The organism is Azospirillum brasilense (genome assembly GCF_005222205.1).
GTDB lineage: Bacteria > Pseudomonadota > Alphaproteobacteria > Azospirillales > Azospirillaceae > Azospirillum > Azospirillum brasilense_G.
Genome location: NZ_CP032349.1, coordinates 77,140 through 98,718, shown reverse-complemented (window position 1 = coordinate 98,718; position 21,579 = coordinate 77,140). Strand labels below are relative to the sequence as shown.

Sequence of the window (21,579 nt, the reverse complement as noted above, 5' to 3'; positions counted from 1 at the left end):
CGCGGCGGCTCCGACCGGGCGAGGAGGAAACGCCATGAGCAGCGACATGACCATGGCCGACGCAACGGCGTCGAACGTCTCCGGATCGACGGACCTGCTCCAGCAATATGGATGCGGCCCGATCCACTTCACCGGAACGCGCGACGCGCTCTACGAGCGGCACCTGATGTTCGACCATGTGGTCGATCCCACCTCGGTCGGTCCACGCGAACGCTACGAGGCGGTCGCCCGCTCCGTGCGCGACGTGCTGTCACAGCGGTGGCTTCGCACCGAGAAGACCTACGAACGCGAGAATCCGAAACGCGTCTATTACCTTTCCCTGGAGTTCCTCATCGGGTGCTCCCTGGCCAACAACGTCATGAACCTTCTTCTCGATCCGGTCGTGGCGCGGGTCGCCGACGAGAAGGGAATCGACTGGCTTGCCCTGCTCGACGAGGAGCCCGACGCCGGGCTGGGGAACGGGGGGCTCGGCCGGCTGGCGGCCTGCTTCATCGACTCCATGGCCACGATGCAGATCCCGGCCATGGGATATGGGCTCCGCTACGAATACGGCATTTTCCGGCAGAGCCTGCGGGATGGCTGGCAGCAGGAACAGCCCGACAACTGGCTGCGGCGGCCCGATCCCTGGGAGGTCGCCCGGCCGCAGGAGTCCGTGGAGATCAGGCTCGGCTGCTCGTTCGAGGTGCGCAACGGGACGTTCGCCGCCGTACCCGGCCGGCCGTCCAGCCTGCTCGGCATTCCGTATGACCGCCCCGTCATCGGATACGGCGGCCGAACGATCAACACGTTGCGGCTCTGGGCGGCGGCGGCACCGCACGCGCTGGACTTCCAGGCGTTCAGCGCCGGCGACTTCGTCAGCGCGCTCGCCGAACGGCTCTCGGCGGAGTCCCTCACACGGGTCCTGTACCCCGACGATTCGACGAGCATGGGGCAGGGCCTGCGCTTCGTGCAGGAGTATTTTCTGGTCGCCTGTTCCCTGGCGGATCTCGTGCGGCGCTTCCGCCGGACCAATCCGGTCGGTAGCCCGGCCGACTGGCGGGCGCTTCCCGACAAGGTCGCCGTCCAGCTCAACGACACCCACCCGAGCCTGACGGTGTCCGAACTGATGCGGATCCTGCTTGACGACGCGGGGCTCGGCTGGGAGGAGGCGTGGGATCTCACGCGGCGGACACTCGCCTACACGAATCACACCCTGCTGCCCGAGGCGCTCGAAAAATGGCCGCTGCCTTGGTTCGAGCTTCTGCTGCCGCGCCACCTGGAGATCATCCTGGAGATCAACCGTCGGCTTCTCGACGAAGTGCGGGCCCGCTTTCCCGGCGATGAGGGCCGTATCGAGCGCGTGAGCTTGGTCGAGGAGGGCGGTCCGCGGAAGATCCGGATGGCCAACCTCGCCATCGTCGGATCGCACAGCACCAACGGGGTCGCGGCGATCCATTCCGATCTGCTGCGCACCGTGACGGTCAAGGATCTGGCCGAACTGTATCCCGAGCGCTTCAGCAACAAGACCAACGGGGTGACGCCCCGGCGTTGGCTTCGGCTCGCCAACCCCGCCCTCTCCCGCTGCATCACCGACGCCATTGGGGACGGCTGGATCACCGACCTGTCCCAACTGGCCAAGCTGACGCCGCTTGCCGACGACGGGGCTTTCCAGGACGCCGTGCGGGAGGCCAAGCGCGCCATGAAGCACCGCTTCGTGGCGTGGCTTGCATCGACCAACGGCATCGCCGTCGATCCCGACACGATCTTCGACAGCCAGATCAAACGCATCCACGAATACAAGCGGCAGCTTCTGAACGCGTTGCGGATCGTCGTGCTCTACAACCGGATGCGGCAGAACCCCGGCCTCGACATGGCGCCGCGGACCTTCTTCTTCGCGGGAAAGGCGGCGCCCGCCTACCGTCTTGCCAAGGTGATCATCAAATTCCTCAACAACCTCGCCGCCGCCATCGACGACGACCCGGTGGTGCGCGGCCGCCTCAGGGTGGTGTTCCTGCCCGAGTACGGCGTGTCCCTGGCCGAGAAGCTGATTCCCGCCTCCGACGTGTCCAACCAGATCTCGACGGCGGGCTATGAGGCGAGCGGTACCAGCAACATGAAGTTCATGATGAACGGCGCATTGACGATCGGCACGCGCGATGGCGCGACGATCGAGATGGCGCAGGCCGCAGGCGAGGAAAACTTCTTCCTGTTCGGGTTGACGGCGGACCAGGTGAGCGGCAGCGCCGGCTGGTACAGCCCTTTCTGGCATCATCACAACGAACCGGAAACCCGCGCCGCGCTGGATCTGATCTTTTCCGACCATTTCAACCGCAACGAACCGGGCGTCTTCGAGCCGCTGCGCGACGCGCTGCTGACGGGCGGGGACCGCTTCATGCATCTCGCCGATCTCACGGCCTATCTGGAGGCGGACCGGCGATTGCTGGCGTCCTACGCGGCTCCGCAGGACTGGACGCGCAAGGTCATCATGAACATCGCCAACTCTGGCCGGTTTTCCAGCGATCGCACCATCGCCGAATACGCCGCCGAGATATGGGATGCGAAGCCGTGCGCGGTGCCGTGAGGGCCGGATCGGCGGTCCAGGTGGACGAGGATGCGGGGCGGGCCGGCACGCCCAGTCCTCCCGCTCGGGGAGCCGCGGCGCCGCTGGGAGCGATCCCCACTGGCCAGGGGACGAACTTCAGCGTGTTTTCGAAGCACGCGACCGGAATCGAGTTGCTGCTGTTCGACCGCGCCGAGGATGCGGGGCCTGCGCGCGTGATCCGCCTCGATCCCTCCACCCATCGCACCTATCATTACTGGCACGCGTTTCTCCCCGGCGTGACGGCCGGCCAAATCTATGGTTATCGCGCCGAGGGGCCATGGGACCCCGCCAACGGCCTGCGCTTCGATCGGGACAAGCTTCTCCTTGATCCCTATGGCCGCGCGGTGGTCGTTCCGGACCGCTACAGCCGCGACGACATCCGCAAACCCGGTGACGATTGCGGCGCCGCCATGAAAAGCGTGGTCGTGGATCCGGCGTCCTACGATTGGGAAGGCGACGCACCGTTGCGCCGGTCGTCCGCGCAGACCATCGTGTATGAGATGCATGTGCGCGGATTCACACGCCATCCCAGTTCCGGCGTCGGCGAGAAGACCCGTGGCACGTTTGCCGGTCTGATCGAGAAGATTCCATACCTGCAGGAATTGGGCATCACCGCTGTGGAACTGCTGCCGGTGTTCCAGTTCGATGCGCAGGATTGCCCGCCGGGAAAGGTCAATTACTGGGGATATGCGCCGGTCTCGTTCTTTGCGCCGCATGCGGCGTACAGTTCGCGTTCCGATCCGCTCGGTCCGCTGGACGAGTTCCGCGACATGGTCAAGGCGCTGCATCGCGGCGGCATCGAGGTCATCCTCGACGTCGTTTTCAACCACACGGCGGAAGGCGACCACAACGGGCCGACCCTGTGTTTCCGGGGGGTGGACAATCCCACCTACTATCTTCTCGAGGACGACCGATCCCGCTACGCCAACTACACGGGCACCGGGAACACCTTGAACGCCAATCACCCTGTCGTCCGGCGCATGATCGTGGACAGCCTTCGATACTGGGTCGAGACGATGCATGTGGACGGCTTCCGCTTCGATCTGGCCTCGGTACTGTCCCGTGACACATCGGGACATCCGATCCCGAACGCGCCGATCCTGTGGGACATCGAAACGGAACCGGCGCTTGCCGGTACGAAGCTGATCGCCGAGGCTTGGGATGCGGCGGGCCTTTATCAGGTCGGCAGTTTCGTCGGCGACAGCTGGAAGGAATGGAACGGACGGTTCCGCGACGATGTGCGTGCGTTTTTCCGCGGTGAACCGGGATCGGCAACCCAGATCGCGGACCGCATCCTGGGCAGCCCGGAGATCTATGGGCATGAGGAGCGGGAGGCTGAACAAAGCGTCAACTTCGTGAGCTGCCATGACGGCTTTACGCTCAACGACGTGGTGTCCTACGATCGCAAGCACAACCAGGCGAACGGCGAAGGCAACCGCGATGGCGCGGACGACAACCGCAGTTGGAACTGCGGCGTCGAAGGCCCGACCAACGACCCGGCAATCGAGCGGCTGAGAAACCGCCAAGTGAAGAATTTCCTGACCGTGACGATGCTATCGCTCGGCGTCCCGATGATCACGATGGGCGATGAGGCGCGGCGCACCCAGTCCGGCAACAACAACGCCTACTGCCAGGACAACGAGACCAGTTGGTTTGATTGGACGCTGGTCGAGACACACGCGGACGTGCACCGGTTCGTGACCGTGCTCAACACACGCCGAAGCCTGCGGGACAGGATGTATGAGCGTGTGCCTTTGCGGCAGCTGCTCCGGAATGCGAAGATAACGTGGCACGGCGTGACGCCCGAGCAACCGGATTGGAGCCGCGATTCCCACAGCATCGCCGTCGAAGCGAAGGTGGAGCAGGACCGGCTTCGCATTTACCTGATCCTGAACGCCTATTGGAAACCGCTTCGCTTTGAACTTCCGCCAGCAGATGACGTCGATGTTGGCCCATGGCGCCGATGGATCGACACCTCGCTCGATCCTCCATGTGATATCGTCGAGTGGCGCTTGGCGCCGACGCTGAGTGAGTTGTCCTATCTGGTGGAAGCGCGGTCCGTCGTCGTGCTGATCCATGACGCCGGCGAACCGGCCCATCTGTCGTGACGGCTTTGTCACGTGGACCGAACCGACGTGCAGGAAATCCGGAGCCCCCGACGGGTTCACGCCGCGGCGGTCGCGGCGTGCCATTCGGCCATAGCCTGCGCCCGGACGGTGCGCGGGGTGCGGCGGGAGGCCAGATGGCGCTGGAGGTTGAAGCCTCGGCCCGGTTGTTCTGGCGCCACCCTTGCTCATGACGCGCCGTCAGGCCGATGTCGCGAAAGGCGGCCCTGTAGGAACGCAGCTTGCCGGTGGTGACCTGGGTAGGGGCAAAGCCGTGCTTTTTGAGCAGCTTGCGCATCAGCTTGCTGGCCGCAGCTAGATCGCATGCTGGATGAGCGCGGGTGGGAAGTGGTGGCGGGTGTTTTCAAATCTTACTCGCCCGCTGGACGACGCAGAGGAGGCCGGCCGGCGGTAAGGCTTGATGAGCATACGCCATCCACGCGCCTCGAGCAGCTCGCCATGACAAGCCTGCGACTTCGACGAGCCTGCCACTGAAACGGCTGTCGAACGGGCTCTAACAGTTGAACGAAGACGGGTTGAGGCACGCCAGCCTCGTGTTGCAGTGGCACCCTTTGTCATGCAATGAACCGACAGCAGGCGCGACGGACTCGACATCGGACAAGACCTCCAATCCAGCACCGATAATGTTCGGTTTTATTTTATCATTTCGTTGCTCTGTAAGGAAATCTGCTAATATTGATCCAGAACAATGGGATTGAATATGAACATCACCAAACGAGCCTGAGAATCAAAAAGCAAATTTCATCATAAAGTAACAAATTTAGACATTGCGTGGCTTCGGTGGTTCCATGGACAAGCACCCTTAAATTTTTGTAAACTGTAAATAATATTGGCGGCCAATTGACCGCAGCGGTTTTTTTTGGGTATTAGGTCCAAATGGGGTAGCCGTTTCGGTTGTGGCGCCACCCCATGGCTTGAACCCCATGAAGGACCAGTCCGCCATGCCCGAAGCGTCCGCCTCTCCGTTCGCCAACCGCTCCGCCGCCTTTGATCGCATTTCGCATTCCGGAACCGAAATCGCCTTCATCGACATGGCGCTTGCCGATTGGCAGGATCTCCAGGCAGGCCTGCCGTCCGCTATCGAGGCGATCCTGATCGGCGAAGGCTGCGACGGCGTGACGGTCATGGCACAGGCGCTGGCCGATCGCTCCGGCATCCGGGCCATCCATGTGCTGTCCCACGGTTTCGAGGGCGGGCTCCAACTCGGTGCGACCCGACTCGATGCTGCATCGCTTCCGAGACGGGCGGCGGAACTGACGGTCATCGGTGCCTGCCTTGCCGATGAAGGCGACATCCTGCTGTACGGCTGCAACGTGGCGAGCGGCCATGGCGGGGCATTCCTGGACGCGTTGTCCGACATCACCGGCGCCGGCATGGCGGCGTCGCGGACACTGACGGGTGCCGCGGATCTTGGCGGCGATTGGGATCTCGACTGGACGCGCGGCGTCGTGCGGACCGAGGCGCTGCGGATCGAACGCTACGCGGGCGTGCTGATGGCGGCCCCCGAAGCCGTGGACACCGTTGCCTATGTCGGCGAGTCCACCATCACCGTGACCTTCGACGGCAATCTCGACAGCGCCAGTCAGCCGGCCCTGTCCACCTTCGATGCGATTTCGCCCGGCGACCCGTCCTGGGGCACCAGCGCCGTCCTGATCAACGGAACGAAGGTCAACGTGACCGCCGCCGTGGTGTCCGGCAAGACCCTGACGCTGACCGTCGGCAGCACCTTTGCAGCCGGCGACTACATCGAATTCCGCTACGTCGATCCGGCGGGTGACAATTCCAGCGGAGTTATTCAGGCCACCAACGGCCTCGACGTCGCCTCCACATGGCTTATTACCATAGCCATGGTGCCGCGCCCCGCGGTGGCGCCGGTTCTGCAGAGCGCGGCGGTGGACGGAACGACGCTGGTCCTGACCTACGACGTCGCGCTGGACGCCGTGAATGGCCCGGCGGCGGGCGCCTTCGAGGTCAAGGTCGGCGGCACCACGGCCACCGTCTCCGGTGTCGCCGTGGACAGCGTCAACAAGACGGTCACTCTGACGCTGGCCCAGGCGGTCCAGCACGGACAGACGGTCACCGTCAGCTACACCGATCCCACCAACGGCAACGACGCGGCGGCGATCCAGAACGCGAGCGGCGGCGCGGACGCGGCCAGCGTCACCAACCAGTCGGTGACGAACAACACCCCGGACACGACGCCGCCCTCGATCACCAACGTCACCATCCCCAACCAGCCGGCGCAGGTCGGCGACACGGTGACGGTGACGATCACCGTGGCCTCGGACAGCGACACCTACACCCTGGGCAACGGCAGCACGGTCAACGGCTTCGCGCTCGCCAACCTGACCAAGGTCAGCGCCACCACCTACACCGCCACCTTCACCGTCACCGCCGACAGCCTGCGCACCGGCAACCGCGCCGCCGGCGACGACATCCCGGTCAACATCGTCCTGGTCGACGCCGCCAGCAACGCCAACACCCCCTACACCACCCCGATCAGCCAGACCAACGACCGCATCGACACCGACGCCCCGCCGGTCCTGGCCGTCCCCGCCACCCCGCCGACGCTGGTCGACACCGCCGCCGCCGACAGCTTCCCGCTGATCGACGGCCAGCTCTCCGCCACCGACCTCGAAGGCGGCACGCTGACCTACTCCCTCGCCGGATCCCAGGCCTCCCCGGTCCAGCACGGCAGCGTCACGCTCAGCAACGGCGTCACCTACGACACCTGGTCCACCGGCCCGGGCGGCACCGCCTACGTCAACAGCCAGACCGGCCACTACGCCTACGTCTTCGACGCCGCCTTCCTCAACGGCGTCCCCGCCGGGCCGATGCAGGGCACCAGCACCTTCACCGTCTCCGACGGCAACCGCACCGTCTCCCAGCAGCTCACCCTCAACTTCACCGGCGCCAACGACAGCCCCATCCTGTCCAACGACGTCCGCAGCCTGACCACCATCGACCAGGGCATCGCCGACGCCGCCAACACCGGCACCACCGTCACCGCCCTGCTCGCCTCCGCCGGCACCGCCACCGACGCCGAGTACGACAGCCCCGTGCCGATGGTCACCGTCCTCCCGCTGGGCATCGCCGTCACCGGGGTGACCAACACCAACGGCACCTGGCAGTACAAGGTCGGCAGCGGCGCCTGGACCGACATCCCCACCACCTCGTCCAACGGTTCGGCGCTGCTGCTCGCCGGGTCGGACCGCGTGCGCTTCGTGCCGAGCGGCTCGGGCTTCACCAACACCGACACCGGCGGCCTGACCTTCAAGGCGTGGGACCGCACCAGCGGCACGGCCGGCGCCACCGCCGACACCACCACCGCCGACGCCTTCAGCACGGGCAGCGCCACCGCGACGATCACCGTCGACGCCGTGCCGACCCTGACCGCGACCGGCGGAGCCAAGACCTTCGGCGTCGGGGTGGACAGCGCGACCAGCCTGTTCAGCGGCGTGGCGGCCTCCACGGTGGAGGCCGGGCAGAGCTTCCGCGGCGCGGTGTTCACGGTCAGCGGCGTGGTCGACGCCACCGAGGTCCTGACCATCGGCGGCACCGACGTCGCCCTGACCAACGGCGCCACCGCCACCCTGAGCGGGCTGGGCGCCGCGGGCGGCAACGCCGGCGTGAGCGTGTCGGTGGTCGGCGGCGTCGCCACGGTGACGGTCACCGGCCTGGAGCGCGACGACGCGCAGATGAGCGCGCTTCTGGGCGGCGTCACCTACAAGAACACCAGCGCGTCGGCGACGCTGGGCGACCGCACGGTGGCCGTCGCCAGCCTGACCGACAGCGGCGGCGCCACCGGAGCCGCGACCATCTCCGGGGTCAGCGCGGTGGTGAGCGTGGCCGACGTGACGCCGCCGGCGGCTCCGGTGGTCACCAGCGCGGCGCTGACCAACAGCGCCACGCCGACCCTGGCCGGCACGGCGGAGGCGGGCAGCACGGTGACCGTCACGGTGGGTGGGGCGACCTACACCACCACGGCGACGGGCGGAAACTGGTCGGTCGACCTCGCCACGGCGACGCCGGCCTCCGGCGTGCTGAACCTGAACGCCAACGGGACCAACGCGGTGTCCGTCACCGCCAAGGACGCGTCCAACAACACGTCCACCGCCGGCACGCAGACGCTGACGATCGACACCACGCTGCCCAACGCTCCGTCGGTGACCAGCGCGGCGCTGACCAAGAACGCCACCCCGACCATTGCCGGCACGGCCGAGGCCGGTAGCACGGTGACCGTCACCGTCGGTGGTGCCACCTACACCACGACGGCGACCAACGGGACGTGGAGCCTCAACCTCGCCACCGAGACGCCGACCGCTGGCGTGCTGAATCTCAACGCCAACGGCACCAACCCGGTGTCGGTGACGGCGACCGACACCGCAGGCAACGTCTCGGGTCCCGGTACGCACACGCTGACCGTCGACACCACGGCCCCCACCGCCACCGTGCGGTTCGAGGACGACAGCATCGACGCCATCGAGCAGTCCAGCGCCGCCTTCACCATCAGCGGCGGCGAGGCCGGGACCGCCTTCACCTGGACGATCACCTCGGCCGGCGGCGGCCAGGTCACCGGCAGCGGCGTGATGAGCGGACCGACCGCCCAGGTGACCGGGCTCGACCTCTCCGCCCTGGGCGACGGCACCCTCACCCTGACGCTGGGCCTGACCGACCCGGCGGGCAACGCCTCGGTCCCCGTCACCGCGACGACGCAGAAGCTCACCGCCACCGTGGAGAAGCCCGCCCCCGTCGCCCCGCCCCCGGTCGCCACCGTGGACGGCGCCACCGTCAGCGGCGCGGTCACCACCGGCAGCGACGGCAAGCGCGTCACCACCGTGACCATCGCGGCCAGCAACGAGGAGCGGGTGGAGGACAGCAACACCGCCAACGCCGACCTCGCCGACGTGCCGGTGGTGCGCGAGCAGGTGGTCGATCGGCAGACCGGCCAGGTCTCGACGATGACCACCCTGACGGTCAGCGTCTCCACCGGCGTGGCCGTGACCACCAGCGGCAGCGCCGAGCGGCAGACCGCCGCGGAGGCCCAGACCGGGGTGGCCGGGCTGATCGCCGCCATCGAGGCGCGCACCGACGCCGGCACGGCCTCGCGCGGCAACCTGACCGGCGGCGGCGACAGCTTCCTCTCGGTGCTGTCGGCCCAGGCCCAGCTTCTGGTGCGCGCCATCGACTTCAGCGCGCCGGGGGTGGCCGCCGGCCAGGCGGTGCAGACCAAGGTGACCGGCAACACGCTGGGCGGCACCGGGGTCGCCAGCACGGCGCCGACCGCGGTGGTGCTCAACACCACGGCGCTGGCCGGGGCGGTGACCATCCAGCTCGACAACGTCGAGTTCGCCGCGGTGGTCGGCAACGCCACGCTGGTCGGCGGCGACGGCGAGCAGATCGTCTACGGCGACGACCACGAGCAGTACATGTACCTGGGGGCCGGCGACGACATCCTGCACGGCGGCGGCGGCAACGACACGATCGCCAGCGCCGGCGGCAACGACACGCTGTACGGCGACGAGGGCGACGACGTGGTGATGGGCGGCGAGGGCGACGACTGGCTGTTCGGCGGCGAGGGCAACGACCTGGTCGGCGGCGGGGTCGGCAACGACGCGCTGTTCGGCGGGACGGGCCAGGACATCCTGTTCGGCGAGGCGGGGGACGACACGCTGACCGGCGAGGAGGGCGACGACACGCTGTCCGGCGGGGCGGGCAACGACCTGCTGTTCGGCGGGTCGGGCCACGACTTCCTGATCGGCGACGACGGCGACGACACGCTGAGCGGCGGCGACGGCAACGACGTGGCGCTGGGCGGGGCGGGGCGCGACCTGATCGGTCTCGGCGCGGGCGACGACCTGGCCAGCGGCGGCGACGGCGACGACACGCTGTTCGGCGAGGCGGGCAACGACACGCTGTTCGGCGGGGCGGGCAACGACCTGCTGAACGGCGGGGCCGGCAACGACGTGCTGTTCGCCGACGGCGGAGCGGACACGCTGTGGGGCGGCGCCGGTGCGGACGTCTTCGCCTTCGGACGCAACTCGGGCGGTTCGGTGGTGATGGACTTCCAGGCCGGGATCGACCGTCTGGCGCTCTACGACGCCACGATGGACCTCGGCGCCGTGATCCGCTCGGCCCGGGTGGAGGGCGGCAGCACCACCCTCGACGTCGGCGGCGGCAACCGCATCACCATCCTCGGCCAGACCGGCAACGTCGCCGCCTGGTTCGGCTGAGCATTCGACAGCCAGAGACCGTCGCGATCCATCCTTCGCTTTTGAAGGAATGGATCGCGACGGCGTTGTCACGGGACCGGTCATGCCCATCGCCTTGACCAGGTCATCGACGTTGCGCGTGGAGATGCCCTGCACGTAGGCGTCCTGGATCACCGCGGTCAGCGCCTTCTCCGCCGTGCACCGCGGCTCCAGGAAGGCTGGAAAGTAGGACCCGCGCCGTAACTTGGGAATGCGCAGGTCGATGGCGCCGGCACGTGTCTCCCAGGTTCGCTCCCGATAGCCGTTGCGCCTGGTCAGCCGCTTGTCCGAGCGCTAAAGCGGAATGCAATCCGCTTTGGATCGCGACGGCGGTCCCGGCCGCACATGCGGCCGAAGCCCGCCGGCAAGTGAGGCGATGTGAGTCTAAAGCGAACGGAAGTTCGCTTTAGCGGTAACCGGCACCGGTCAACGCCTTATCCCAACGATTGCGCCTGGGCTTTGATCGGGGTCGCCGCTTTTGTCAAATTTCCCCGCTTCTCCGCCTTCATCGCCCAGCTGTAGGTGACCACCGCACAGGGAATCAAAGACGCGATGGAGTAGCCGACTCCGGCAAGCGGATTGCCTGTCCAATTGACGAGCGTCAACGAGATGAGCGGCAGGAACCCGCCGAACATCACGTTGCCGACCTGTTGCGCCAAGCCGAAGCCGGTCGTGCGGCTCTGCGGCGGGAAGCATTCCGAGATAAAGGCCGGGAGAGGGGCCATGATCATCGCCGTCAGCGCGGCCAGAGCTGTGATGAGAAGAGTGACCAGGGTCCAAGAGCCCGTCTTCACGCCCGCCGATATGCCGGAAAAGGCCGGATAGGCGATGATCATCCAAGAGACGATGCCGATCAGCATCGTCCTGGCGCGGCCGATCCGGTCCGAAAGACCACCGAAAACCGGGAACAGCGGGGCGGTGAGGAGCACCGCAGCGGCGACGCACATGTTGGCCTGCATGCTGTCGACTTTCAGGACGCCTTGCAGGAAATACAGCATGTAGACCACCGAGGTGTACAGTGAGACGGATGTGCCGCCCTGCGCGCCAAAAATCGCGAGCAGGATTCCCTTCCAGGCCGCCCGGCTCGTCAGGGATTCCGCAAGGGGCGACGCGGAGAGCGCTCCTGACCGCTTGAGCTCCAGGAAGACTGGCGTCTCCGTCATCTTCAATCGGATGAAGGTCGCGATGATCACGATCGGCGCCGACAGAAGGAAGGGGATCCGCCAGCCCCACAGGTCGAACATTTCGGCGCTGAGGCTGGTCTTCAGGGCAGCGACGATGAGGAGGGCGACGAGCAACCCAAGCCCGGCGGTGCCTTGCAGCACGCTGGTGTAGAGTCCGGCCCGTCGGGCGGGGGCATGTTCCATCACGTACACCGCTGCCGACCCGTATTCGCCGCCCAACGCGATGCCCTGCACGACGCGCAACGCGAGCAATGCGGCAGGGGCGGCGAGGCCGGCGGTGGCGTAACTCGGCAGGCATCCCATCAGGAACGTCGCGGCGCCCATGAGCGTCAAGGTTACGACAAAAGTCTTTTTCCGTCCGACCCGGTCAGCCATCGGGCTGAAAATGAGCGTGCCGATCGGCCGCGCGAGGAACGCCGCTCCGAAGCCTGCGGCGCCGACCAGTGCGGCCACCGCCGGATCCTCCGTTGGGAAGAAGAGCTTGGTGAAGGTTCCCGTTAAAGCGGATTGCAATCCGCTTTGGACCGCGACGGCGGCCCCGGCCGCACATGCGGCCGAAGCCCGCCGGCAAGTGAGGCGATGTGAGTCTAAAGCGAACGGAAGTTCGCTTTAGGGCGACATAGACGAAGAAATCATAATACTCCAGCATCGTTCCAAGGCTGGATGAGAGGACGATTGACAGCATCTTCGGTGGTCGTGATTCGACCATTTCAATTCCTCCCCTGGGCATCCGGTCTTTCCGAATGCAGATTGTTCGTATCGATGTCCGCTCATGGCGCCGGATCGGGCCAAAGGGCTCCGCCGTGGGGAGCGGCATGGCTTTCATTTCACTGCTTGGGAGATCCAGCGCTTGCAGTTCCCGGGCGGTCACGGCCTTGCCTGGACAGACCGGCGCGGTCCGGACCGGCGGTGGATTTGTCCATAGAGCCACGGCGGCTCTGTCTTTTGCCGACGGTAATGAAAGTCGGCCAGACGGACCAGCAAGTAAAATTGCGCAACTGTTGACCTGGAGGAAGCAATCGCCGGCCTCGCGGCGGAAGGAAGCCGCCGATGCGATTGCGCTTCCGACCAGCTAAGCGCCGTCGCCCGACGTCAACCAGCGCTGGAGCTGATTAAGAACACTTCGTTTCTGGCTCCGCACATCAGACACCAGATAGTAGGTGACGTCCCGACGATCGAGCGCGAAGGCGATCGGTGCCACCAAGTCGCCGGCCGCCAACTCGTCCTCGACGAGGACGAGTTGAGCCAGCGCCACCCCATGGCCTTCGAGCGCCGCTTGATAAGCGAGGGCCGAGCTTTCCAGTTCCCGGCGGCGCTTGTGCCGACGCATGTCGATGCCGGCGGCGTCGCACCAGAGTGCCCAATCGTCGGGGCGGGCTCGGACGAAGAGCAGCGTCTGCTGAGCCAGCCACGTGGCATCCTTCGTCTCCGGACCTTTCAGCAGAGCCGGGCTGCAGACCGGGCGCAGCACGTTCGGCACCAGCGGGACGGCGTGATGCTCGGGCCATTGTCCGTCACCGAGCCGGATGGCGGCATCGAAATCGCCCAATTCACTCCACTGGGATTCCGTCGTCAGACGAACGTCGATTTCCGGATGGGCCAGTTGGAAATGCGACAGGCGAGGCAGCAGCCACCGCGTCGCAAAGGTCGTGTAGGAGCGCAACTTCAGCACCGACCGTCCGGACGAGCTGTGCAGAAGCGCGCTGGCCTTGCGCAACCCGTCGAAGTGGCTGTTGACCCGCTCATAATAGGCGGCACCGACCGAGGTCATCGTGAGCCCGCGGCCCTGGCGGGCGAACAGCGCCACGCCGAAATGCTCCTCCAGCAGCCGGATTTGCCGGCTGATGGCGCTCGGTGTCACCAGAAGCTCGTCCGCGGCGGACCGTACGCTGCCCGTGCGTGCCACGATCTCGAACGCCAGGAGCGCGTTCAGCGGAGGCAGATCCCTCATGATCAACCATGCAGGTTTCGTCAACAGTTGCGCAAGATTACTCGATTGTGGCGGAAGCGCAATCGGCGGCACAAGGACTCCACCACGAGGCGGCCCGTCTCATCCCTCTGGAGTCGTTGCTTCTTATGCTCACACAGTCTCTCACGGGGCTCACCGTTCTCGACTTCGGCCAGCTGATCGCCGGACCGGTCTGCGGGATGTGGCTCGCGGACATGGGCGCGACCGTCATCAAGATCGAGCCTCCTGACGGCGAACTCGCGCGGCGGCTCGGCCCGCCCTGGCAGAACGCGGAAAGCCTGACCGCTCTGACGGCGAACCGGAACAAGTTGGCCCTCAGCATCGACCTCAAGCGGCCGGGGGCGGTCGGGGTGATCCGCCGACTGGTGGAGCGGGCCGATGTCGTTCTGGAGAACTTCCGCCCCGGCGTCACTGCCCGCCTGGGAATCGACCACGCGGCCCTGTCCGCCGTGAAGCCTGACCTTATCACGTGTTCCCTGTCGGCCTACGGGCAGACCGGCCCGTGGAGCGGCCGTCCCGGCGTGGACGGGATCATCCAGGCGGTCACCGGGCTGATGGCTGGGATCTCGGCTCCGGACGGTGGGCCGGGAAAGGTGCCTCTGCCTCTGGTCGATATGACGGGCGCGCTGTTCGCGACCATCGCGATCCTGGCCGCCCTGCGGCGTCGCGACGCCACAGGCGAAGGCGGGCACCTCGACGTCAGCCTCTACAGTTCCATGCTGATGCTTCAGCAGCTCAATCTCGCCACCTATCTCAACTCCGGCACGTTGCCGGAGCCGACGGGGAGCGCCGCTCCCTACGCCGCTGTGAACGAAGCGCTGCCGACCCGCGACGGCTGGATCATGGTTGCCGCCTACCAGGATCGCCGGTGGCAAGCGCTCTGCGACCTCATTGGGCGCAGCGACCTCGTGACGGATCCCCGCTTTACGACCAACGCCGGCCGTGTCGCTGAACGGCCGGCGCTCCTTGCCGTGCTGCAGCCGATTTTCCGCCGGCGGACATCCGCCGAGTGGTTGCCGCTGTTGCGGGACGCCGACATCGTCGCAGCGCCGGTCGCCGATTACGCCGAGGTCGTCGGCACCGAGCAGTACGCGGCCAGCGGCGTTGAGATCGAACTCGATCACCCGCGGGCAGGCCGCTTCCGCATGCCTGGTTTCGCCCTGGGCGCCGTCGGCGCGGCGCGGCCGACCGCACCACCCCCCACACGGGTCAGGATTCGCGCATGGTCCTGCGACGCTTCGGCTTCACCGACGCGGACGTGGACGCGCTCGTTTCGGACGCCGTGGTCTACACCGGAGCAGCATCATGACACGCCCATTTTTGACAATCGAAAGGGAGGGCGGACTCGTCCTCCTGACGATGGACGAACCTGCGACCCGAAACGCTCTTTCGCGGCCGGAGCAGTGTGCCGATTTCATTGCCGCCATCGAGGCCATCAACGGGGACGACGGCATCCACGTCGCGATCCTGACGGGCGCCGGTCCGGCCTTCTGCGCGGGCGGCAACGTCCGGGACATGCAGTCGCGCCAGGGTCTGATGGCCGGTGGGCCAACCGACATCGGGGAACGTTATCGGCGCACGCTGCAGCGCCTCGCGCTGGCCCTCCATGGCCTGGAGGTGCCGGTCATCGCGGCGGTGAACGGTCCGGCAATGGGGGCGGGCCTCGATCTCGCCTGCATGTGCGATCTCCGCATCGCGTCGACGGCCGCGACCTTCGCGGAGACCTTCGTCAGGCTCGGGCTGGTGTCCGGGATCGGCGGCGCGTGGTTCCTGCCCAGGGCGGTCGGGCACGCCCGCGCGGCGGAAATGGCCTTCACCGGCCGGGTCATCGACGCCGGCACGGCGCTCGACCACGGGCTGGTCTCGGAGATCGTTCCAGCCGACAGGCTGATGGAGCGCGCCCGGACCCTGGCGGAGGAAATCGCACGGAACTCCGCGCCGGCCCTGCGCTACACCAAGCGCCTTCTCCGCCTGTCGGAGCGGAGCGACTTGGCCGGCTGCCTGGATGCGACGGCAGCGCTTCAGACGCTGGCGCATCTGACGCCGGAGCATGCCGCCTCGGTCGACCGATACCTGGAAGAACAGGCGGCCCGCCGGGCGACGCGTCGACCGTCCCCGGCCTAGGAACTGCATTCCCCTATTGTGCTGACCAAAGGGGATGGGCCAAAGCCCCGCCCTTCCTTGCCCGACCCGACGAGTGTCCCGGCGCTCTTCAGGGCGGCATTTCGGGATAGGAAAGAACAGTCATGATCAAGGTCTACAATCCTGCCGACGGCTCTCTGGTCGGCGAGGCCCCGGAGATGGGAATCGACGAAGTCCGGGCAGCGATCGACCGGACCTGTGAGGCGTTCAAGCCGTGGTCACGCCGGCTGGCGAAGGAACGCAGCGACATCCTGCGCCGCTGGTTCGAGCTCGTCCGGGCGGACAAACAGATGTTCGCCGAAACCATGGTCCGGGAAAACGGCAAATGCCTGACCGAAGCGATGGGGGAGATCGATTATGGTCTCGGGTTCATCGAATGGTATGCCGAGGAAGCCAAGCGCGTCTATGGCGACACCATCCCGACGCATGCGAACAACGCCGCCGTGATGGTGGTCAAGGAGCCGGTCGGCCCGACCGCGGCGATCACGCCCTGGAACTTCCCCTTCATGATGATCACGCGAAAGGTCGCGACCGCACTCGCGGCCGGTTGCACGATGATCATCAAGCCATCGGAACTGACGCCTCTCACCGCCTACAAGCTGCTTGACTGCGCACGGTTGGCCGGCATTCCCGAAGGCGTGTTCGAAATGGTGACCGGCGATCCCAAAGTGATCGGGGAGGCCTTCACCGGCGATCTGCGAATCCACAAGATTTCGTTCACCGGATCGACGAGCGTCGGCCGGCTCCTGGCCAAGAACAGCGCGCAGACGCTCAAGACGATGACCATGGAACTGGGCGGTAACGCCCCGTTCCTTATCTTCGACGACGCCAACATTGAGGAGGCGGTGAAGGGGTTGGTGGCCGCCAAGCTGCGCAATTCCGGGCAGGTCTGCATTTCCCCAAACCGCATCTATGTGCAGGATGGGGTTCACGACCGTGTTGTCGAATTGCTGGAGGATACGGTTGCATCGATCCGGGTCGACCAGGGGCTGCAAAGCGAATTCGTGGTCGGCCCACTGATCAACCAGCCGGCTGTCGACAAGGTAAGCGCCTTGGTGGCCGATGCCGTCGAGCGGGGAGCGGCGGTCCGCCGGGGTGGAAAACCGCACGCCAGGGGAGGCCTGTTTTACGAGCCGACCATCCTCACCGGGGTTGACGACACGTTCCAGATCGCCCGAACGGAAATTTTCGGACCGGTGTTTCCCATTTTCCGCTTCCACAGCGAGGACGAGGTGGTCCGGCGGGCCAACGATACCGAGTATGGGTTGGTGGCCTACGCCTACACCCGTGATGCCGGCCGGTTTCTCCGCCTGTCGCGGGATCTTGAAGCGGGCATGGTTATCCTAAATTCTGGTGCGGTCGGCACCGCATCGGTGCCGTTCGGCGGGATCAAGCAATCGGGTTATGGCCGGGAGGGCAGCTATTATGGGATTGAAGAGTATGTACAGGTAAAATACGTGCTGATGAGTGGCATGGACCAATAAGGCCCGGTTTTCAGAATGCGCTGAGGCGGTTGGCGACGATGAAGATGGCCGCCGCGGTGAGCAGCGCAAGTATCATTCGCCCCAGCTGTCCGGTCGTCGATCCAAGCGCTTGTTCGCCAGCAGCCATGCGCACCCCTGATCACACGCGGAGCCGTCCTCGGGACGTTCTGGAAACCGAGCTTAAGGTCACCATTGCCGGGTTCAATTGGGTTTCAATCAGCGGGACGCGCCGGTGAGCGCGCTTTGGACGATACGGTCGAGCGACAGCGGGCCCGGGCCGTGCACCAGGATCGCCAGCAGCAGGAACATCCAATAGACATGCTCCACGGAATCGTAGGCCGGGTTGGTGGCGCCCAGGACGAACTGGATCACCAGCGCCATGCCGAGCAAGGGCAGCGCCGCGAGGCGGCTCGCCAAGCCCACGGCCAGCAGGACCGGCATGCTGAGTTCGAACGCCGTCCCCAGCAGCGCGGCGATGCCCGGAGACAGCAGGGGCACGCGGTATTCCTCTTGGAACAGCAGGACGGTGGTGTCCCAGTCCTGAATCTTCGTCAGGCCGGACAGAAAGAACACCCGCGCGATCCACAGCCGGATCGCCAGTTGCAGCAGGGGCGCTCCCCAGCGCCCCAGGCCGTCGATGACGGCGGAGACGGTGGCGGACAGGTCGTGCAGAGCGCGGTGTCCGCGGCGGGACCCGATGGCGGCGTGAGTCATGGATCAGTCCTCCTTTGAGGGAAGTGTGAAGGCGGTGAAGCTGCCCAGTTGCAGGTGAGCCAGCAGCGTGCCCTGAAGGCCGAAGCCGGGCTCGATCGCCGACGCCGCCAAGGCGGCGTGCGCGAGGTCGGCACCCGCCGACAGGGCCATCAGCAAGGTCGCCTCGCCCGGCCCCAGCGTGACCGCCTGCACCTCCAGCAGCGGGCGGACGATCAGCAGGTGCTGCGTGCCGGCCGCGATGGCGGCGGGTGCGTCGCCGCCCCGGCGCAGCGCGTCCCACAGCTCCAGGATCGGGAAGGCTAAGGTCAGCAGGTGGGCCGACGGGTGCATCGCCAGCCGCAGCGCCGGATAGCGGTCGTCCGGCAGGGCGCGCAGCGCGGCGATGTCCAGCACCGGGGCGTCCGCAGCGAAATAGGCGGCGTTCCAGGCCCACTCGACGCGGGCGAGGTCAGCGGCCCAGGGGCGGTCGGCCATACGGCGCGCGAGGTGGTCGGGGAACTGGTCCCCATAGGCCAGCAGTTGCGGCACGCGCGGCGGGTGCCGGCGCACGAAGGCCAGGGCCTCCGTTTGGAAGGCCGGGCCGCCGAGCAGCCGGGCGGTCGCCGGGAAGGCGGCCTCCAGCGCCCCGGCCAGGGAACCCACGACGTTGTTGGCGTGGATGGCGAAGCGGATGGAGGCGGGAATGGCGCCGTCCTCGATGCCCGGCGGGATGCTGTTCCCGGCGCGCAGGAGATCGCGGCCCATGGCGGCCTGAAGGTCACGCAGCATGGCAGGCTCCCTCCGTCACGGCATGAAGGCTGCGGTCAGCGCGCCCGGCCTCGGCCAGCAGGACCGGCAGGTCCGGCACGCGCGTGTCCCATTCGACCAACACCGGCCGCGGGCCGGTGCGGCGCAACGCCTCGTCCAGCAGGTCCCAGACGGGATCGGCGACCGGGCTGCCGTGGTCGTCGATCAGCAGTGTGCCGCGCCCGGTATCGTGCACCGCGTGGCCGGCGACATGGATTTCGCCCACCGCCTCCGGCGGAATGGCGTCGAGATAGGCGCGCGGGTCGAGCCCAACGTTGTGGGCGCTGACGTGGATGTTGTTGACGTCCAGCAGCAAGCCGCAGCCGGTCCGGCGCGCCAGCTCCGCCAGGAACTCCGCCTCCGGGATCGCGGAAGCGCCGAAGGTCAGGTAGCGCGACGGGTTCTCCACCAGGATCGGGCGCTTCAGCCTCTCCTGGACGCGCTCGACGTTGCGGCGGACGGTGTCAAGCGCTTCCTCGGTGTAGGGCAGGGGCAGCAGGTCGTTCAGGTAGGTGCCGCCGGCGCTGCTCCACGCCAGATGCTCGGAAACCAGCTCCGGCTGGAGGCGGGCGTAAAGGGCGGCCAAGCGGTCGAGGTGGTCGGGATCGACCCCGTCGGCGGAGCCGAGCGACAGGCCGACCCCGTGCCCGCTGAGCGGGTAGTCCCGGCGGATCGCCTCCAGCGCCGTCAGGCGGGGGCCGCCGGCCGCCAGATAGGTTTCGCTGTGCACTTCGATCCAGGCCACGGCGGGGCGCATGGTCAGGAACTCCGCGACGTGGCGGTGCCGCAGCCCGACGCCGGCCCGTGCCGGCAGGGGAGAAACGGTGCGGGAGACGTCGGGCGCGGTGTGCATGGCGGGAACCTCCGGCGATCGGCGGGTGGGGCAGGGTTTTGTCCCGGATCAGCTCTTCTTGCCGGTGTTCGTGTCGGCCTTGGTCATGTCCTTGGGCATGCCGACGCCCTGGAAGGCCGCCAGCTTGCCGCCCATCTCGGTGCAGACGCCGGCCCGGACCGCCCGCCACTCGCCGCCGTCATAGTCCTTGGTGGACTGCCCGGCGCAGGAGTGGGTGCCGGCCTCGTTGGCGCAGCTGTTCTGCCCCGCCTTGGAAATGCCGTAGCACTTCTCCAGGCCGCTGGCCTCCGCCGCGGCGGCGGTGGTGGCCGGCAGGAGCGCCGCCAGCGACAGGGCACCGGCCAGAGCGGCAGCAATCGTCAGGCCATTGGTCGTTTCGGTCATCGGTCATCTCCTTCGGTTGTCTCTCCCGCCAAGGGGAGTGGTTGACGAACCCAAAGTATTCGTTGTCCGAAACGACCTGAAATGCTTTGGTCCTATTGTCTGCATAGCCGACGGCTATGGGGCGCCCCCTGCGCAGGGAGGTTGCAATGGAGATGCACCAGATCCGGTACTTCCTAGCCGTGGCGGAGACGCTGAACTTCACGCGTGCGGCGGAACAGTGCAACGTCACCCAGCCGTCGCTGACCCGCGCCATCCAGAAGCTGGAAGAGGAGATGGGCGGCCTTCTCTTCAGCCGGGAGCATCACAACACCCACCTGACCGAACTCGGGCGGCTCGCCCAGCCGCATCTGGAAGCGATCTACAGCGCCAACGCCGCCGTGCTGGCCGAGGCGAAGCAGTACCGTTCCATGGACCGCGCGCCCTTGAAGCTTGGTGTCATGTGCACGATCAGCCCGGCCCGGCTGGTCGGTTTCTTCGAGCAGTTGAAGACGCGCGTTCCCATGCTGGACCTGATGATTCGCGATCTGCCGGCCAAGCCGCTGGTCGAGGCGCTGCTGGCCGGCGAACTGGACGTGGCGCTGGTGGCGCTGCCCTCCTTCCCGGAGCGCTGCACGGTCCGGCCGCTGTTCACGGAGCGCTACCTGATCGCCTTCCCGAAGGGGCACCGGTTCGAAGCCATGAACGCCATCCCCTTGGCCGAACTGAACGGCGAGGACTATCTGCAGCGCGTTCACTGCGAGTTTCGCTACCATTTCGAGGCGCTCGGGCAGCCGAAACGCCACAACGTGAACGTCCGCTACCACAGCGAACGGGAAGACTGGGTCCAGGCGATGATCGCCGCCGGCATGGGCTGCGCGGTGATGCCGGAGCATCTGGCGATCCTGCCGGGCCTATCGACGCGCGTGATCATCGACCCGGAGGTGTCGCGGACGGTGTCGCTGGTCACCATCGCCGGCCGCCGCTTCACCCCGGTGGAGCAGGTCGCCATCCGCATCGCCCAGACCCACCGCTGGGACGGTGCGGAAACCAAGGCGGGCGCGGTGGGCTGGTGCGACGTGGAGGTGGGTGGGGGCGCAATGCCCCTTCCCTAACCCTCCCCGGTTGA

The 21,579-nt window shown here is 66.8% G+C and carries 11 protein-coding genes and 3 pseudogenes; 7 read left to right on the top strand and 7 right to left on the bottom strand.

Annotation, left to right across the window (positions count from 1 at the left end; genetic code table 11):
• Positions 1-34 precede the first annotated feature (34 nt).
• The 3 genes from D3869_RS29575 (at position 35) to D3869_RS29565 (ending at position 10,940) form a co-directional block, all read left to right on the top strand.
• Positions 35-2,560, top strand: coding sequence for a glycogen/starch/alpha-glucan phosphorylase (locus D3869_RS29575; protein ID WP_137143224.1), 2,526 nt, complete (start codon positions 35-37; stop codon positions 2,558-2,560).
• On the top strand, positions 2,530-4,689 hold the full coding sequence (gene glgX, locus D3869_RS29570; protein ID WP_137143223.1) for a glycogen debranching protein GlgX: 2,160 nt from the start codon (positions 2,530-2,532) through the stop codon (positions 4,687-4,689). Before D3869_RS29575 ends, glgX begins: the two co-directional genes overlap by 31 nt.
• Positions 4,690-5,648: 959 nt before the next feature.
• Positions 5,649-10,940 carry a DUF4347 domain-containing protein gene (locus D3869_RS29565; RefSeq protein WP_247896102.1) on the top strand — a complete coding sequence of 1,764 codons (5,292 nt, stop codon included), beginning with the start codon at positions 5,649-5,651 and terminating at the stop codon, positions 10,938-10,940.
• A gap of 75 nt (positions 10,941-11,015) precedes the next feature.
• On the opposite strand, the pseudogene D3869_RS29560 reads toward D3869_RS29565, so the two are convergent.
• The 3 genes and pseudogenes from D3869_RS29560 to D3869_RS29545 form a co-directional block, all read right to left on the bottom strand.
• Positions 11,016-11,240: pseudogene (locus tag D3869_RS29560) on the bottom strand (transposase); the annotation flags it as partial.
• Positions 11,241-11,392: 152 nt separating this feature from the next.
• Positions 11,393-12,646: pseudogene (locus D3869_RS29555) on the bottom strand (MFS transporter); the annotation flags it as partial.
• A gap of 568 nt (positions 12,647-13,214) precedes the next feature.
• Positions 13,215-14,093: a LysR substrate-binding domain-containing protein gene (locus tag D3869_RS29545; RefSeq protein WP_137143221.1), complete on the bottom strand. Its 879-nt coding sequence runs from the start codon at positions 14,091-14,093 to the stop codon at positions 13,215-13,217.
• Positions 14,094-14,101: 8 nt separating this feature from the next.
• On the opposite strand from D3869_RS29545, the pseudogene D3869_RS29540 reads away from it, so the two are divergent.
• The 3 genes and pseudogenes from D3869_RS29540 to D3869_RS29530 form a co-directional block, all read left to right on the top strand.
• Positions 14,102-15,253, top strand: a pseudogene (locus D3869_RS29540) (CaiB/BaiF CoA transferase family protein); the annotation flags it as partial.
• 163 nt (positions 15,254-15,416) lie between these two features.
• A complete protein-coding gene (locus D3869_RS29535; RefSeq protein ID WP_137143220.1) occupies positions 15,417-16,235 on the top strand; it encodes an enoyl-CoA hydratase-related protein in 819 nt (272 codons plus the stop codon).
• 122 nt (positions 16,236-16,357) lie between these two features.
• On the top strand, positions 16,358-17,737 hold the full coding sequence (locus D3869_RS29530) for an NAD-dependent succinate-semialdehyde dehydrogenase (RefSeq protein ID WP_137143219.1): 1,380 nt from the start codon (positions 16,358-16,360) through the stop codon (positions 17,735-17,737).
• A 216-nt stretch (positions 17,738-17,953) separates the two neighbouring features.
• Here the strand turns inward: D3869_RS29530 and D3869_RS29525 are convergent, their stop codons facing one another.
• The 4 genes from D3869_RS29525 to D3869_RS29510 are packed head-to-tail and all read right to left on the bottom strand — an operon-like array spanning position 17,954 to position 20,474.
• Positions 17,954-18,451, bottom strand: coding sequence for a DoxX family protein (locus tag D3869_RS29525; RefSeq protein ID WP_137143218.1), 498 nt, complete (start codon positions 18,449-18,451; stop codon positions 17,954-17,956).
• 3 nt (positions 18,452-18,454) lie between these two features.
• Positions 18,455-19,219, bottom strand: coding sequence for an HvfC/BufC N-terminal domain-containing protein (locus D3869_RS29520; RefSeq protein WP_137143217.1), 765 nt, complete (start codon positions 19,217-19,219; stop codon positions 18,455-18,457).
• Positions 19,209-20,090, bottom strand: a complete 882-nt coding sequence (gene bufB / locus D3869_RS29515) for an MNIO family bufferin maturase (protein WP_137143216.1) — start codon at positions 20,088-20,090, stop codon at positions 19,209-19,211. Before bufB ends, D3869_RS29520 begins: the two co-directional genes overlap by 11 nt.
• Positions 20,091-20,138: 48 nt before the next feature.
• The gene (locus D3869_RS29510) at positions 20,139-20,474 is read right to left on the bottom strand and encodes a BufA1 family periplasmic bufferin-type metallophore (protein WP_137143215.1); all 336 of its coding nucleotides are present in this window, start codon (positions 20,472-20,474) and stop codon (positions 20,139-20,141) included.
• 152 nt (positions 20,475-20,626) lie between these two features.
• Between D3869_RS29510 and D3869_RS29505 the strand changes: the two genes are divergently transcribed.
• Complete coding sequence (locus tag D3869_RS29505) at positions 20,627-21,565, top strand: LysR family transcriptional regulator (protein WP_175426665.1); 939 nt, start codon at positions 20,627-20,629, stop codon at positions 21,563-21,565.
• The last annotated feature ends 14 nt before the right edge of the window (positions 21,566-21,579 follow it).